This window comes from Rheinheimera mangrovi (assembly GCF_003990335.1).
Taxonomy (GTDB): Bacteria; Pseudomonadota; Gammaproteobacteria; order Enterobacterales; family Alteromonadaceae; genus Pararheinheimera; species Pararheinheimera mangrovi.
Genome location: NZ_CP034683.1, coordinates 1,934,029 through 1,950,478, shown reverse-complemented (window position 1 = coordinate 1,950,478; position 16,450 = coordinate 1,934,029). Strand labels below are relative to the sequence as shown.

Annotated in this window: 15 protein-coding genes; 5 read left to right on the top strand and 10 right to left on the bottom strand. The window is 46.4% G+C overall.

Annotated elements, in window-relative coordinates:
* Positions 1–24 precede the first annotated feature (24 nt).
* Positions 25–912: a hypothetical protein gene (locus tag EK374_RS08820; RefSeq protein ID WP_127022092.1), complete on the top strand. Its 888-nt coding sequence runs from the start codon at positions 25–27 to the stop codon at positions 910–912.
* 92 nt (positions 913–1,004) lie between these two features.
* Here the strand turns inward: EK374_RS08820 and EK374_RS08815 are convergent, their stop codons facing one another.
* Positions 1,005–2,282, bottom strand: a complete 1,278-nt coding sequence (locus EK374_RS08815; RefSeq protein ID WP_127022089.1) for an acetyl-CoA hydrolase/transferase family protein — start codon at positions 2,280–2,282, stop codon at positions 1,005–1,007.
* A gap of 212 nt (positions 2,283–2,494) precedes the next feature.
* Between EK374_RS08815 and EK374_RS08810 the strand changes: the two genes are divergently transcribed.
* Positions 2,495–3,034, top strand: coding sequence for a hypothetical protein (locus EK374_RS08810; RefSeq protein WP_127022086.1), 540 nt, complete (start codon positions 2,495–2,497; stop codon positions 3,032–3,034).
* Positions 3,035–3,137: 103 nt separating this feature from the next.
* Here the strand turns inward: EK374_RS08810 and EK374_RS08805 are convergent, their stop codons facing one another.
* The 8 genes from EK374_RS08805 to EK374_RS08770 form a co-directional block, all read right to left on the bottom strand.
* A complete protein-coding gene (locus EK374_RS08805) occupies positions 3,138–3,965 on the bottom strand; it encodes an alpha/beta hydrolase family protein (RefSeq protein ID WP_164731848.1) in 828 nt (275 codons plus the stop codon).
* 336 nt (positions 3,966–4,301) lie between these two features.
* Positions 4,302–5,492 (bottom strand): beta-ketothiolase BktB, encoded by a 1,191-nt coding sequence (gene bktB, locus EK374_RS08800; RefSeq protein WP_127022080.1) that lies wholly within the window; start codon positions 5,490–5,492, stop codon positions 4,302–4,304.
* A gap of 292 nt (positions 5,493–5,784) precedes the next feature.
* A complete protein-coding gene (gene ltrA, locus EK374_RS08795; protein ID WP_206099317.1) occupies positions 5,785–7,119 on the bottom strand; it encodes a group II intron reverse transcriptase/maturase in 1,335 nt (444 codons plus the stop codon).
* Between the two features lie 482 nt (positions 7,120–7,601).
* Positions 7,602–8,159 carry a hypothetical protein gene (locus EK374_RS20755; protein ID WP_206099316.1) on the bottom strand — a complete coding sequence of 186 codons (558 nt, stop codon included), beginning with the start codon at positions 8,157–8,159 and terminating at the stop codon, positions 7,602–7,604.
* 750 nt (positions 8,160–8,909) lie between these two features.
* Positions 8,910–9,296, bottom strand: a complete 387-nt coding sequence (locus EK374_RS08785) for a DUF6678 family protein (protein ID WP_127022078.1) — start codon at positions 9,294–9,296, stop codon at positions 8,910–8,912.
* 121 nt (positions 9,297–9,417) lie between these two features.
* The gene (locus tag EK374_RS08780; protein ID WP_206099315.1) at positions 9,418–9,738 is read right to left on the bottom strand and encodes a hypothetical protein; all 321 of its coding nucleotides are present in this window, start codon (positions 9,736–9,738) and stop codon (positions 9,418–9,420) included.
* A gap of 524 nt (positions 9,739–10,262) precedes the next feature.
* Positions 10,263–11,879: a methyl-accepting chemotaxis protein gene (locus EK374_RS08775; protein ID WP_127022075.1), complete on the bottom strand. Its 1,617-nt coding sequence runs from the start codon at positions 11,877–11,879 to the stop codon at positions 10,263–10,265.
* Between the two features lie 392 nt (positions 11,880–12,271).
* Positions 12,272–12,718: a hypothetical protein gene (locus EK374_RS08770; RefSeq protein WP_127022072.1), complete on the bottom strand. Its 447-nt coding sequence runs from the start codon at positions 12,716–12,718 to the stop codon at positions 12,272–12,274.
* A 345-nt stretch (positions 12,719–13,063) separates the two neighbouring features.
* Here EK374_RS08770 and EK374_RS08765 point away from each other — a divergent pair, with 345 nt between their 5' ends.
* Positions 13,064–13,297 carry a hypothetical protein gene (locus tag EK374_RS08765; protein ID WP_127022069.1) on the top strand — a complete coding sequence of 78 codons (234 nt, stop codon included), beginning with the start codon at positions 13,064–13,066 and terminating at the stop codon, positions 13,295–13,297.
* Positions 13,298–13,313: 16 nt separating this feature from the next.
* Here EK374_RS08765 and EK374_RS08760 read toward each other — a convergent pair whose 3' ends face one another.
* Positions 13,314–14,054, bottom strand: a complete 741-nt coding sequence (locus EK374_RS08760) for an alpha/beta fold hydrolase (protein ID WP_127022067.1) — start codon at positions 14,052–14,054, stop codon at positions 13,314–13,316.
* 182 nt (positions 14,055–14,236) lie between these two features.
* Between EK374_RS08760 and EK374_RS08755 the strand changes: the two genes are divergently transcribed.
* Together EK374_RS08755 and EK374_RS08750 are read left to right on the top strand one after the other, a co-directional pair.
* On the top strand, positions 14,237–15,202 hold the full coding sequence (locus EK374_RS08755; RefSeq protein WP_127022064.1) for an ABC transporter ATP-binding protein: 966 nt from the start codon (positions 14,237–14,239) through the stop codon (positions 15,200–15,202).
* Positions 15,199–16,368, top strand: a complete 1,170-nt coding sequence (locus EK374_RS08750) for an ABC transporter permease (RefSeq protein ID WP_127022062.1) — start codon at positions 15,199–15,201, stop codon at positions 16,366–16,368. Before EK374_RS08755 ends, EK374_RS08750 begins: the two co-directional genes overlap by 4 nt.
* The last annotated feature ends 82 nt before the right edge of the window (positions 16,369–16,450 follow it).

The window sequence follows — 16,450 nt, the reverse complement described above, 5'->3', positions numbered from 1 at the left end:
TCTGGTCCACTTGACACATTAGTAGTGGCAAACCCAATCACCAAACAAGCCTTCAAATTTCGGGTACAATTCTCTTGTTCAGGCAGCGTATGCGATTACAACGCTCTGATCAAAGATTTGACCCTTACTGCGGAAGAGCAGGAGCTGATGCAAGGCTTTTATACATTACATCAGACGATACGAGATGCGGTTTATCAAGCCCAAGCGACTACGCAATTAACGAACCAGACCTTTGTAAGGCTTAACACACAGTCAACATCAACAGAGTGTAGTAAAAGCCTAATAGGCTATCTGACTGATACCTCAGTGAAAGCTGAGCTCAACAAAGAAATGGCCGATAGAATCACAGCACATGTAGCGGATCGCAGCTGGCGTGATTATATTACCAGTGCAGCAATAAGCCAGACATCAAGTGAAATGAACCTCTCAGTCACTCCAGGCATTACAACAAAAGTGGATCGGACCCATGAGCAAAATCCCCTTTACCATGTGATCAGTGTAGGAGACCCTTGGCAGAATAGACTCTCATTTGAAGTCGATTACGGCGGAAATATCGATGTGAGAGGCATTAAATCGATTCATTTGAAATTCTATTTGGATCGGGCAGGTTCTATCATTGGTGGCCATGAATTAAGTACACTAACAGGCGATGGTGGTGTTTATAACTATATGGACCCAAATGACATGCCATCTCCTTGCATTATGGAGTTTATCTCTAAAGGAAGTCATATTACCGTTGTGGAGAATGGTTCTTCTGGTGGTGGTTCAAGCCCGGGCAGTGGCAATGGCGGTACAGGCGGCATTGAAGGCATGTGCCCGAAAACAACAAAAGCGACTGTATGTTCAACAACAAAAGAAGGTGTGTCTTGTACAGTCACCACTTATCATTTTTTAGCTCCATGCTCAGAATAACCTACAGCCCTTGCTGAATGCTCGCTGGTCACTCCTGAAAACAAAAGCCCTGAACTCAAATCAGGGCTTTTTAATGCATAAGGATCACAAGGTTAAACCAGTAAGCCCCAATCGTCATAAGCAGCTTTAGCCAACTGCTCCCGGAATTGTGGTGCAGCTATCTCAATTAAAGCTCTGGCTCGTTCGGTTAAACTACGTGCACGCAAATTAGCCACACCATATTCAGTCACCACATAATGCACATGAGCACGGGTGGTGACCACGCCAGCACCCGGTGCCAATAAAGAGCTAATGCGGGATACTGTGCCGCCAGCGGCTGTGGCAGGTAATGCAATCACTGAACGTCCGCCTTCAGACAAAGCGGCACCACGGACAAAATCCATCTGGCCACCTACCCCAGAATAAATGCGGGTGCCAAGTGAATCCGCGCAGACCTGACCGGACAAATCCACCTGCAAAGCGCTATTGATCGCCATCACCTGCGGGTTTTGCCGGATCACGGCGGTATCGTTGGTGTAGGCTACATCCAAAAACACCACTTCAGGGTTGTCATCAACAAAGTTATATAAAGCCTGGCTGCCCATCGCAAAAGTGGTGACTATTTTGCCCGGATGTTTTTTCTTATTGCGATTGGTGAACACGCCTTTTTCCAGCAGCGGCAACACACCATCGGAAAACATCTCGGTATGAATGCCTAAGTGTTGCCTGTCGCCAAGGCAAGCTAAAGTCGCATCAGGAATGGCACCTATGCCCATCTGCAGACAATCACCATCCCGCACTAAAGTTGCGACATTGCGGCCAATTTGCGCTGTGATCGGATCCTGGGCTGCAGGCAGATGCAAAGGAATTTGACTTTCCAGCTCAACATAAGCCGCAAAGTCAGTCAGATGCACAAAGGAGTCGCCGTGAGTGCGTGGCATAGCCGGATTGATCTGCGCTATGATTTTTTTCGCCGATTGCAACGCAGCTCTGGTGGCTTCCACTGAAATACCAAGGCTGCATAAGCCATGTTTATCGGGTGGAGACACCTGAATAATGGCGGTATCAAGCTTCTGTTCGCCGCTGCGGAATAACTTAGGGATCTCCGATAAAAAAGCCGGAACATAGTCAGCTAGTCCGGCATTGACCGCAGGTCGGCTGGGACGGCCAACAAAAAATACCCGCTGACGTAAATGTCCCTGCAGTTCTGCGGCGGCTAAAACGTCGCTGTGTTCGGTATGTAAACTGAGTAAGGTTAAATTCTGCTTATCAAGTGCCACCCTCGCTAGGCTGGCGAGCATGGCATAAGGGGTTGCAGCCATTGAATGGCACCAGATAGTTTCATCATTTTGGATCAACGAAAGAGCTTGTTCGGCTGAATGACAACGCATAGAAATCCTGTGCTGTGGATAAAAGTAGTGTGTAGTGTAGTTAGATTTAAAGATTAAAATGCTGATAAGGATCAACAGAAGCTATTGGTTTGTGTAATTTTTTTGTTATATTATTGATATAACATGCAGATGATTCACACTACTGGTCGCCGCAGATAAACCCCGCTTGCCTTTCAAAAAAGAAAAGCGCAATCACCACAAGGATGGACTGAATGAAAGCTGTTTTATGGTATTCACTGCTATTGGTTACTTTAACTGGTTGTGCGCTGCAAGAAGTCCATGCTCCTGCTAAACAGGGTTTAACAGCCTGGGATGCCATAGTGCTGTCAGAACAAGCAGCACCGCAGACTGTACCTGGATTATTTTCGTTGCAGATAAATAATGCGGCCAAAGTGGGCTCTATGGTGTATCTGAATACCGAATACGATTACCGTGACAGGCGCAATGTCAGTATTGTGCTGACACCCGAAGTGTTAAAGGAATTTGCAGCACAGTATCCAGACCAGCAACCTGAGCAGTACTTTTTAGGACGTAGCATTGTTGTTAACGGTGCGGCATCCCGTCAGACGGTCTGGTTTTTCAGCCAAGGTAAAAAAACTGAAAAGTATTATTTCCAGACCCATATCCCGGTCTGGTACGCAGGTCAGATCCTGTCTCCTTTGACTCAGGAAGCCTACTGGAAACAAAATAAAAAAATGTCAGAACCACAGCATCTGTCGCAAACCGCTGAACTTCAAAACGCAGCAAACTGAAACAGGACCTCTCATCATCAGCGAAGTTTCTTTGCTATCTGTTCCCTGGAACGCCGGTTCGGTGTGCTGATGTCAGCGCAATAAAACCGAACCGGCTTTCTTTTTACAGATACAGTTTCAGCCAGTCAAAAGTTTGCTGATCAAGCTGATGGTTAAAGGAGCGCAGGAAATGATCGCCCCCTTCAAACACCTCTAACTTATGCGGCCTGTTTTGTAGCTTCAGCACATCAGCCATTTGTAAAACCTGCTGCACATCCACCCGATCATCCTGATCACCATGCAAAAGTAAAATGGGTAGATCTGTTTTTATCTTGTTGATCACATAACGAGGAGAGCGTTGATCAAGTAACTGCTTTGCCCCAGTTGAATAACCGGGGATCAGCTCACGATAGGTTTGATCCATACGAGGACGCTTTAGCAGTTGGCCCGCTAAATCATACACGCCGGATTTAACCACCAGAGCTTTAACCTGCGGCAAACGCGAAGCAACCTGAAACGCCATCATGCCGCCCCTGCTTACGCCATAAAGCCCAATCCGACGGCTATCCGCCTGAGGATAGTCTTTAAGGAGTTGCAGCAATGCAACCACATCATCCACATCCTGCCCGCCATATTCATCCTGGCCTATAGGCTGAGCGGCCACCTCCACTGAACCATCTGTTTTGTACAAAGGCCAGCTGTCGGTGCCCCGATAATTGCTGGCAATCACCAGATAACCGTGCCGGGCGAAATGAAGTAAACGTGCAACACCACTAAAATTCATGGCAGATAAAGCACGATTCCCCCCTCTGTGGTAAAGGACCACAGGCAGTTTATCAGCCTGTTTCGGATACATCAGTACAGCTTCGACTTGAATACCATCGACCAGGTAATGCCAAACCTCACAGTGCACAGCAGACACTATGTCGACATAATTGTTTTTACTACTCAAGCCAATGTAGCCCTGCCAATTCGCATAATTGTGTTTTTCAAGCTGCTGACTAAATTGCTTTGCGTCCCCCTTCGGGCCAGAAAAGCAATCATAACGCTGTTGAAGCTTTACAGGTGTTGGCTGGCGACTCTCAGACGGCTGTAGATGAGAAATAAGGGGGGCGGCAGATACTAATAACGGACAGCATAACAAAGCTGTTATGCCACAACACAACATAAAACGCATAGCCACTCCTTAGCTTTTTACATACAAATCAAGCATCTCGCTGCGGATGCCGCGTCAAACTAACAGAACAGAAACACCACAGCAAGCCCATTTATTCTGCTGCAAAAGCCACTATCCAGCGGTACGTTCAATCATCAGAGCGATACCCTGTCCACCGCCGATACACATAGTGATTAAGCCAAAACGCCCTGCTGTTCTTTGCAACTCGGCCAGAGTTTTCACCACTAAAATTGCACCTGTTGCACCTACAGGATGCCCCAGCGCTATAGCACCACCGTTTGGATTGACTTTGGCAGGATCAAACCCCAACGTCTGACTGACCGCCATCGCTTGTGATGCAAAAGCCTCATTGGACTCAATCACATCAATGTCATTAAGCGATATCCCCGTCTGTGCCAGTAATTTCTGTACCGCTGGTATTGGCCCCAGCCCCATCAGAGCAGGTTCAACACCAGCAAAACTGTACCCTACAATTCGGGCTTGTGGCGCCACACCAAGGCGATTGGCTTCACTCTGACTGGTCAATACCAAAGCAGCTGCACCGTCATTTAAACCTGATGCATTGCCGGCTGTGACCAGTCCGTCTTTTTTAAAGGCGGCTTTGAGTGTGCTTAAGCTGTCGATTGTAGTCTCAGGTCTTAGGTGCTCATCTTTGCGAACCCACACTTCAGACTGGCGTGATTGAACAGAAACCGGAGCAATTTGTTCGTCAAAATAACCTTGTTGTTGTGCATAAGTGGCGCGACGCTGACTTTCGGCAGCAAAACTATCCAGTTCACTGCGGCTAAAACCATACTGAGCAGCGATAGTCTCTGCAGTCAGGCCCATATGGCCAGTACCAAAAGGGTCGGATAAAATACCTAAGGTTAAATCTGTGGACACAGCATGGCCTAATCGCAAACCTTTGCGCACAGCGGGCAGCAAATAAGCGCCGTTGCTCATACTTTCAGCGCCGCCGGCCAAAGCGATGTGGCTTTGCCCTAATTGGATCAGCTGAGCAGCAGAAATAACAGCCTGCAGCGCCGAACCACACAACCGATTGACATTAAAAGCGGCACTTGTCACGGGCAAACCAGAATTCAACGCAATATGACGGGCCAGATAAGCATCTTCAGCACCAGTGGTAATAATATGACCAAAAACTGCATGATCAATCTGTGCTGCAGCCACCCCACTTCGGCTAATCGCAGCCTTAGCCGCAGCAGTGCCAAGCTGTGCGGGGCTTAATGATGAAAGCGCGCCACCAAAACTACCAACAGCAGTGCGGGCACCAGCAAGAATAACCACATCAGAAAGTTGCATAAAACCCCCAGGCTAAAGACGACAAAAACCCAGCTTATCTTAGTTGGGTGCACTACAGCTACTTTAGTGCGGCTTGGTTTATGGAGTATGAGGATGGCACTGGATTAAGCGGTTGTTTACAAGTGACAAGTTAACTGAAATAAAGGTTCGCTATCGACTTGCATTGCTTTTGGGTCCACGATCGGCGAGTTGCAGGTATTAATCGGGATAGGGAGACGCCTCACAGCGCCTCTCCTCCCACACCACCGTGCATACGGATCACGTACACGGCGGTTCATTTTCATAATCCTAATCATGCTGCTATGGTGGGCAGCCCCATGTTTGTAAAATATCGGTTAGGCAAGGCGATGTAAAGCGCTGGGCTTTTGCTCAAGCGCCAAGGACCATGGGCTGATTTTGCAGTGTTCCAAGCTAAGAACCTATCAACTCCTGCTTTCCTCAACATGCGATAGCCCTTACTACCCCATTGCTTCCAGATATAACACCGTAACTTTCGCCGCAACCATTTGTCGGTGTCTCGCAGCTGACTCTGTACTTCTGCTATACCGAAGTACGCTTTCCAACCAAGCAGGGCTTTTCTTATATCTGCGATAACACTGCCAATATTATGGCCCCTCGTGCGACGCGTCAGCTCGCGTAATTTGTCTTTCAGTCTGTCCAGTGCCTTGTCGGTCACTTTTAGTCTCTTGTCTTTTCTGCGGCTGAACGTAAAACCAAGGAAGCTTCGCTCCCAAGGCCGAGCTACAGCACTTTTCGCTTGATTTACCTTGAGCCTCAGGCTTGTTTCGATAAAGCGCTCTATGCTCTGTTTTATTCGTTCACCCGCTCGTTTGCTGCCAGTGTAAATCTGACAGTCGTCGGCGTAGCGGGCAAACGAATGGCCGCGGCGCTCCAGCTCCCAGTCCAATTCATTGAGCACAATGTTGGCAAGCAGTGGCGATAGTGGCCCACCTTGCGGTACCCCCTCCCGACACGATTCCTGTTTACCATTGTGATCAATCTTCGCCTTAAGATAACGATGGACCAGCTTTAGCAGCGTTGGCTCTTGAATTTGCGCCCGTAGCTTACTCATCAACCTGTCATGATTAACTCGGTCGAAGAACGCGTCTAAATCCAGATCCACTACCCAACCTTTGCCTGATAACAGCAAGGCTTTTGCGTAGTTCACTGCCTGATGCGCACTGCGCATAGGTCTGAATCCATAGCTGTTGTTATGAAACTGGCTTTCCCAATGTTGACTTAGTACCTGTGCTATCGCTTGTTGAATAAAGCGATCCAGCACTGTTGGGATACCAAGCTTGCGCTTACGACCATCTGCTTTGGGGATTTCGACCCGTTTTACCGCTTCAGGTTGGTAACTGCCTGTCTCTAACTGCTCTTTTAGCGCTGGCCAGTGCTGTTTGAGATAATCCGATAATCTATCTACCGTCATACCATCAACGCCTGCAGCTCCTTTGTTACGTTTCACTTGGTTTAGGGCGCGGATCAGGTTGTCCTTTGCTAATACCTGCGCCATCCATGATGTTGGATTACTTGGTGGCTGGTTTGGTACTTTATGGCGCTGAATTTCATCCACTGCCTGCTGCAGTGGTCTCAGTTGAGACTTGGCAGATGCAATATCCATCATCAATTTGGTACACCGTCACCTGAAAATGTTCGGGCCTTCAGCGTTGAGAAACCGCCTACTATGCCCTCTGCTGACTTCTGCATGACGATCACGCACAGTTGCCCGTTTGTCAGTTGTTCCTTCAACATCATGCAGATCTCTCGGGGTAAGACACATAACTTTCCTGACGTAGATGCCAGATTTATAAAATACAGCCCAAACGCAGATGGAAGGCTTCGCGGTCACGTGCCCGCTCGCCTCAGCTGTATCACACCTCAGATCTGGTTCTTGTACATCATCCCGTCATTTTGGATTGGGCTTCCTTCAGACCCTGCCTCGCGACAACGCCCTTGCCCTTTTCCTAGCCTTCGGCTCTGCGAAAACCTGGCAAGAGGACTTTCACCTCTCTAGTTACGTGTCATGCCCGACACACACGCCGCAAGCAAAGGCGCGTGTTAGCGCGTCCAACCAGCAGGGCGATTTTGCCTTGTCTTGTTAAGTGCCTACGCACGAGTACCACCAGAATAGAGATGGTTAACACAGTAAGCACTGCCTTTTACCTGCTTCATGTCACAGCCTGGCCACATGCATGATTCATTGCTAAGACCGCCTCGATTTTGAACCATTTGCTGTTTTATGAGTGACTCACTGTCAAATGCTTCCCAATTTTCAGATGAGCGAATTTTTACTGCATAGCAGGTTTGATATTTATCCCACTCATCTACTTTGTATAACTGCTTGCAATCGGGGCATCGCATTAACAAAACCCAATTGGCAACATCTAGTTGGCCAAGATTTGATTTGAAATCAGAGTGGTTGTTGCTGATATCAATTAAAGCGGGTTGTTCTTTGCAATTGCACATAGCTTCCTTGGGCAGATAATGACCGCATTTGCGGAAAATTGAAGCGCAGCGGAAATTTATCCGCAACATGCGCTTGTTAAAACTCAGTGCGCTGACTGCATATAAAGCCACACAAGCCCACCCACAAATACGGCCAGGAACATACATGAAACAATTAGGCAAGCCGAGCTGAATTTGTTTAGCGTTCCTCTCACCCATTCAAACCCACCGGCGGCCATGGCAATAGCATAAAGAGCAATAACCAAATATAGGGATATTGATTGCCATAATGGCACATAGCATTCGCGATCTGACTCCCCGCCACATTCAACAGCGCGAACTGGGGAATATAACGAAATACCAACAAACAATACGATAAGAAATACCGAACTATATGCCGCCAAATCCCCTTTTTTCCAAGACAAACCCTGCTCCCTCATAGAGTTTTAACGCCCGCCACAAACGGCACAAAATAGCTGGCTAAAATTGGCGACGCAGGAGCACAAGCCAGCTGTTTTGTGTCCGCGTTTTAATGGCCTTGTTAGGTGCCTTTACCTAATTTTTGTTAGTGCGTCTTGAGTTGCTACCATAACAACTTTCCATTTAGAGTCTTTTTATAGCTCATCAATAGATTGATTCTCGCTATCAATATTTCGCTCAAAAAGTTTTGTAAACTCCCAGAGGATTAATATTTCATCCGGGGTGAAGCGTTCAGATATTAAACCAAGCCCTGGAGGTAAGGAGTCCATAACTAAATCATCAAACCACCAACAAACAAATTCGCTTTTATAGTCGATGTATTCGACTTTTGATGCAAATTTTCTCTGTCTCGGCGGAGACGATAAAAAGCTCAAAATGTCTAGGCACGAATTTCTGAATTTCGACGCAGTACTATCCATAGTTACCTAACGCTTAGCGCAGCGAGTCCGGCAGCCACAGCCTGCGAAATGCTGGGCCTTGTTAGGTATTTTACCCGTTAAATTCTTGATAACACTTTGGTGCATAACCCCAGACCCTAACAAAATCAGATGCGACTTCAAACTCTACGCCAATATCACTAAGACAATTTAGAATCTCATCTTTCAAATTTGTTTCTTTCTCAAACCTGCCGCCATCTCTGATGATAAAAATTGTTTTTACAAATTTAATGTCAAACCACTCAACACCAACGAATGGAAATGGGAGGTGATAAAACCAATCATTTTCCCAGTCAGATATAAAACCGTTTATCCATTTAGAACGATTACATACAGTCCATTTATTCGCTCTAAAAGCAGTTAATAGTTCATCCCATTTTGTGTTGTTGCAAAGTCCAGCCAAGTTCTTTGATTTTATTTCTTTTTTTAACTTATCCAAATCCACAGTCTTAGGACAAGATTCTGACATGGGTAGAATGTTCATGGATACCTAACGCCCGGCTCACGCGCCGGTTTGGAGCCGCACCGCGGCGGAAAATCGGTCTCTGTGCAGCCGATTGTTATGCCAATTGCCGAAGCCAGTCATTGAACCACTCCTTGGGCATTTGCTCGGCCTCAAAGTCTTTAGCTCGGAGCTCTTCAAGTGTATATGTGTTTGCCAGATAGAGATCCCACTGAGTTTCCACGTCCGTGAGAACAGGGAGCAGACTCTCAATTGCTGGATCGGCATCAATATCGAGATACTGACACCAGAACCTATCGCACCATTCAGCGATCTGCTTGTGCGAGTATGGGGATGCTTCTGGGTTTGCGCCCCAAGTAAGCATCTGTAGTACAGAATCTCGCGTAAACGGCATTTCTGCTGGAGCGCTTGGTTTCATGGTTCGGAGCACCTACTCACTAAGGCATAACATTTGTATATTGTGCCGGCACACTTTACCTGGTTATACCAGATCACAAGCCAGCGTTCATGAATTGATAAAGATTGATTAATCAAAACCAACTACTACAAGCTTGGACCAAAAGCGTGCTGGCACATTATTACTTTTCTCTGGCCTGTTATTTTTAGGTTGGTTCGCGCTAAGTATCTAAATTAGAGTGTTTTTCCTTCTTCAGCAACAAATAAATGTGCCTGCTGATTTGCTCAAAGCGTGCCTGTTTTCAGGTAAAAGCAAATAACACCCTGTATTCATCCAGCTGTACAAGCAATATCAGGTTTTGGCACAAAGTGACGATATCAGCAACCAGAGTAATGGCCTGTTTGCGTTGCAGTTGACTGCGTTCGAATCTCAGTGGGTACTATTATTTTCAGGCTAAGCGTAAGGGGTTAAGAGTGACTTACTTCATTATAAAAAAGCCTGCAACATTTATGCTGCAGGCCTTTATACATCAACAACTAAATGGCTTAGCTGATTTTAAATTTTCCCACCAGACCAAAAAGCACATCGGATAACTGCCGGATATCCTCTGACAATTTATTGTTCTCTTTGGCTACATCACCAGCGGCGCTGGCCTGATCATGCAAAGCATATAAGTTTTTGGTGATCTCTTCCGACACCACGGCCTGCTCTTCTGTCGCTGCAGCGGTACGGATAGCCATATCATTAACCTGCACTGACGATTGCATGATCAAACGAAATACTTGTTCAGCCTGAGCAAAGTTAGCCACAGTTAAATCTGCGTTTTGTTTACCACTGTTAATGGCCTGAGTAGACTCAGCCACCCGATTTTGCAGCTGCGCAATAATGTCCTGAATATGATTGGTGCTTTGTTGAGTGCGTGAAGCCAGGGTTCTGACTTCATCGGCAACTACAGCAAAACCACGGCCTTGTTCACCCGCCCTTGCCGCTTCTATGGCCGCATTTAATGCCAGTAAATTGGTTTGGTCTGCAATACTGCGGATCACTTCAAGTACAGAACTGATAGTACCAGAGCTCTTTTCTAAATCTGCTGAGAAACCTAAAGCCGCATCCACGTCAGCCGTCAGCTTGCCCATGCTGAAGGTTACTTTATCTACGACGTCTAATCCTAAACCTGCACTTTTGCGCGCCTGATCGGACTCGCCGGCAGTTTCTGTGGCTACCTGCGCCATTTCTTTATTCGCCAGCGTCATTTCGTGCACCGCACTGACAATGGAATCAGAGGCAATATTTAACGAGGAGGTAATAGTATTGGTTTTTATCGCCGAGTCTGACAGCTGCGTCGTCAGCTGACTTAACTGAGCAGCCTGCTGCAATATTGCGGCAATCATACTGCACTGGTTGGCGATAAAATTGTTGAACTGGCGGGCTAAATCAGCAAATTCATCTTTACTGCTAATTTCAAGCCGTGCAGTTAAATCGCCGTCACCACCTGCAATTTCTGACAAACGTTGGGTCAGAGCATTGATTTGTACCGTCAGCTGCTTTGGCCCTTTGTAGCTAAACCAGCCAGAAATTAATAATAAAACTACAGTAAAACTATAGGTAAGCGCATTAAAAAACTGTATTTTTTCATGCAACAGCGCTTGTTCTGATTCTGATAATTCTAAAGCCACCTCGCCCGCCTCATTGAGCATTTTCCGCAAGTCGGCAAATTTAGTGGCTTCATCTGATTGCAATTCAATCAGACCACTGCCAGCCTGAGCTGCAAGTAAGGCTTGCGCACTGACCAACCACCTGCGGTAGTTCGCCTCAAAGTCGTTAAATTTTTTTACTGTTTCCGGGTAAGCAGATAACAACGCCAGATAGTCAGCAAAACGTTGCTTAACCTGCTCGGCATTTTCGTCAAAATCCTGACGAGCGGCCACTTGCTCTGTATCAGAGCTGACTCTGAAATGGGCCAGCGCTAATTTTGCCTGATATAAATCCCGATCCGCATTCAGCACCGTTGAAACTGCAGGCAGGAAATTTTCAGCTTCAATCTTTAAAGCGCTTTGCTGCAATAAATTGAGATAGCTGAAGAGTGCAATAACGACCACTACTGTCATAGCCATTAGTGCTGTTGGAATACTGCTTTTAACCCTGATACTGCTGAAATTCATATCAAACCTACCTCACCATCATTTTTATCATTTATATCATATCCAAATCAACATTGGTATCATTTTTATCACTTAGGTGTGTTCGCTATTGGATTTTTGCACATGCTCTGACTGACGACTCCGACAGACTGGTAAACACAAGCTGACCATCGGCAACATTTTTCAGACCTAAGGATAAAAATCTGATCATGACTGTTTAACAGGCTGTAGTTTATGATTCAGCGCAAAGGATCAGGAAATACAACTGAACTATCTGGCCCCTGAAACAGAGTTAGCACAGATCAGGGGGTTGGGAAGGAAGCGACACAAGCATGCAGCTTGGGGAGTTGTGCACACTTGTTGCGCACAACTGCGGTCAAAGGATTGATCTGCCGGGTACTAGGTGCTTTATTTTACAACCTGTCAGCTGGACCACATACAGGTAGTTTTTTCATCTCCTGTTCAGTCGCGCTGTCATTGCACTCAGCAATAATACGCTCGTAACCATGTTCAAAACTGCTGTCGAGTTCAAAATAGCCCTCTTTACAAAATTGTGTGGTTTCCAGCAATTCGGCCAATTCGTCATAGAGAGGACCTTCACCAGGCTCTTTGTTATAACGGTCCGCATTGGCCGGACGCGAGCGTCCGCGCAGTGGCCGCTCTGTAGCTATACGTTGCATCATCACCTTTTGTTCTATCTGCATCGGGCGGCCTTTGCGATAACTGAATTGTTTGCTTTGGTCTGGATGCACACAGGCTTTAAAAATAGCGGGGGTTTCAGATCGCCTATGGTTAGTCGATGAACAACCTGCCAGCACCACTGTGATGCCTATCAATCCAATCCAATACTGTTGTTTCACCTGTGTATTTTCCTTGTTGTAACGGATCAACCGCTATTTTCAGCTATTTTCGCCGTTCACTTGACTCTGACGAAAGAGATTGGTTCCTTTTAGCACAAAATCGCCAGCAAAGGCAGCCTGCCGAAGTAGTCCGTTGCTCAGGCAACAGAGCAAAAAGCATTGAATGATCACACAAACTTAAATTCATGCTGTATTCATCGCAATTTTCCAACTTTTTCTCCGCTGTGCGGAACAAAAGCAGATGAGCTTTTGTCAGAGCACTTGCATGAGAACTCCTCCCGGAGTGAGAGAAGTAGTTCACCACCAGGGAATATTATTAAAAAGCGCTACACCGGAGCTCAACCCATGATGTCAAGTATTCGTACCCGTATTTTGGCTTTTTTAGATCTGGCCCACTGCACCTACAAAGTAGAAGGCAATACCATTATCACTTCAGCGGCTGTACTGGCGTTTACTGAAGACCACTTATCTATTTTGCGTGAAGGCAAACCTGAGCGCTTAATGCCCTATGAAAAGCTAAATATGGATAAAATCCTGTTTTTACTGACGGCTCAGACCGATAAAAACCCGGCTCGTTAAAACAGCACTGTGAGGGTCAGACTATACTCACTGACCTTTGTTGTGGTTGTGTTGCAACCTGATGCGACTCAATAAAGAGTTTTAGCTGCCACGCCGCCTGTTCGGGTATGGCTTGAAGCAAAAAATGTGGCGCATCTAATTTGACCAACTGCATATCGGGTTGCAACTGCTTTAGGGTTTTAGCGTTGAATGCCCAGATAAGCCGGTCTTGCCGTGCCTGTAAATACAATATAGGCAGAGTTAAAGCGGCAAAGTCAGCCAACACATCGACCCGCAGCACCTGTTTAGCCCTATGTTTAATCACCTGCTCCGGCACCATAGTCAGAGCATGCTCTAATAACGCCGATAACTGTGGACTGGCATAACGCCCCTGTAACCACAAGGCGGTCCAGTGATGCACCAGTTCATTCCATGGCAGCTTATCCACAGCGCTGGCCAAACCTTTGATAGCAGGTAATGGATTACGGCCAAAGGTACAACACAGCACCAGGGCTGTAAGATGCTGTGGTTTTTCTGCCGCTAGCAGAATACCCAAAGGACCTGAAAAGGATTCAGCTAACAGCAAGTAAGGACGTTTTGGCAGTTGCGGCCGGATAAACTCCAGCAGCCGGGCATAACCCCAGAGCTGGTCCAAAGGATAAGCAATGACCTGAAGCTCAAAATCCGGAGCCAATTGTTGCGCCAGTTGCTGATATAAAGTGCCTGTGCCATCCAGGCCTGGCAACAGTACTATGGTCATTTTGGATTTGATGATCATGAGTTCATTCCTGCTCCGATAATCCGAAAGTTCATTCTATTCAAAACAAATGACAAAGCGCTGACAATACAGCCGCGAAACTACAGGTTAATAATTTGTCACATTTTACTATTTTTGTTAAAGCTTTAGCATTGATATGCTGGTGATACATCATCACTCTAACTTGCTTGCAAGGACACATCATGCTCAGGATTTCAGCATATCAAATAGAAAAAAGTTACAGTACGGTCAAAGCTGTTAATCGAATTAGTTTCGACGTTCAGTCAGGTCAGATTTTTGCCCTGCTAGGTCCTAATGGCGCAGGAAAGTCATCCCTGATCCGTATGCTGGTGGGTTTAACCCGACCCGATGCTGGCCAGATACGTATTGAATACAAAGGCGAAGAGCTTAGCGCATTACCGCAGCGTTGTTACGGTTATTTACCGGAAGACCGTGGTTTGTATCAGGACAAAACTGTACGACAAAACCTGACTTATATTGGTAAATTACGTGGCATGGCAGCAGCTGATATTGAGGCCGGCCTGATTTTATGGTGTACCCGGCTCGATTTGCTGGAAAAAATGGATGACAACTTAAATAAACTCTCCAAAGGCAATCAGCAAAAAGTCCAGCTGATTAGCTGTGTGCTGCATAAACCGGATCTATTGATTTTAGATGAACCTTTTTCCGGTCTGGACCCGGTGAATCAGGAGCATGTGTTATCCATCCTGACAGAATTAAAACAAAGCGGCACAACCGTTATATTAAGCGCCCACCAAATGGCCTTGGTTGAACGTCTGGCCGATCAAATGTTACTGCTAAACAAAGGCGAGCTGGTGGCTCAGGGCAGTCTGGCACAAGTCAGCCAGCAATTGGACCCCAAACAGTGGTTTGAAGTGAGCTTTGAACAGCAAGTCAACCCCGAAGCTCTGGAGCGTTTAACGGCAGTGGCAGAACTCCAAATTTCAGATCCGGATAAAATTCAGTTGACCTTACACAAAGGCTACAGCGTCAGTCAGTTACTGCAGCAGCTGACCAGCCTCGCTGAACTGGCTGATTTCAGCCGTATTCAGCCCAGTTTGCATCAGTTGTATCTCACTGCTGTGCAGCGACACAATCAACAAACACCAGCGACCCGGCAAACCAGTGCAGAAGGAGATGCAGCATGAATTTATGGACCATAGCCGTTTTTGAGTTCCAACGTTATTTTAAATGGAAACAAGAGATCATCAGTATTGGCCTGATGCTGCTGTCTTTAGTCTTGATGAGTGCCTGGCCACTGGTAAAAACCTGGCTGGATAATGACTACAAAATAGCCCTGGTCAGCAGCGCTTCCGCCCCTAAAATCAGCGGTTTTACCATTAGCCAAATTCCAGCCGACTCAGCAGAAACAGCTCTCTCTGGTCTTGGCGAGGTTTGGGATTTAGTAGTACAGGTAGAAGACGACAAACTGGTGATGACGGCTGAATCCAGTGCCAGTTGGCAGGAGAAAATAACGCCTGAACTACAAAACTGGCTGCAGAAACAACGTATCAGTCAGTTGCCACTGAGCGCAGAACAAAAAAAGATTGTGGACAGTCTGCCTGAAACTCAGCTGGTTTTTCTGAAAAAAGACTCAGCTAAACAAAACAAAGAACAACAAATGGTCAGTGGCGGTTTGCTGATCCTGTTGGGTATTGGCGTATTTTCAGGCTTTGGCTTTATGTTTACCGCCATTACCACAGAAAAGCAGCAACGGGTTACGGAACAACTCTTGACGCTGATCAGCACCAAAGAATGGATTGACGGTAAAATTCTGGGGATCTCTTTGTTTTGTTTAAAAAGCATGGTCACCACAGGTTTGTTTTTATACCTGATGATCCAGGCTGTTTCACTGATGAAAGGCAAAGGTATGTTTGTTTTGCCAATCACAGCTTTAGAACTGGCCAGTGCTTTACTTTTTGTCAGTTTAGGTTTGCTGTTGATCAATAGTTTTATGGCTGGTTTTGCCGCAACTATTGATGATCCAAACCATTCCAGCCGCTCTATTATTATGTTTTTACCTACAGTACCTTTAGGTGTGGTTTTCAGTGCAATGGATAATGCTGAAGGCACGCTGATGCATATACTGAGCTTGTTCCCACTCACTTCTTTTGCCGCTATGCCGATGCGTATGGCTTCAGTTTCAGTGCCCTGGTGGGAGTGGATTTTATCTCTGCTTTTGCTGATTGCTTGCCTGTTCTGGCTGAAAAATGCCGCCAGCCGTGTGTTTGAACTTGGCATCCGAATGTATGGTAAAGAGCCCGAATGGTCCTTGCTGATGAAAACATTTTTGTTTGCGAGGGTGAAAGAATAGCCGATTAAGCCGTTGAAAACGTACTGAACTCTTTGTGACTGTTATACTCTTACCAATTAACCGGGTGCCACTGACCCGGTTT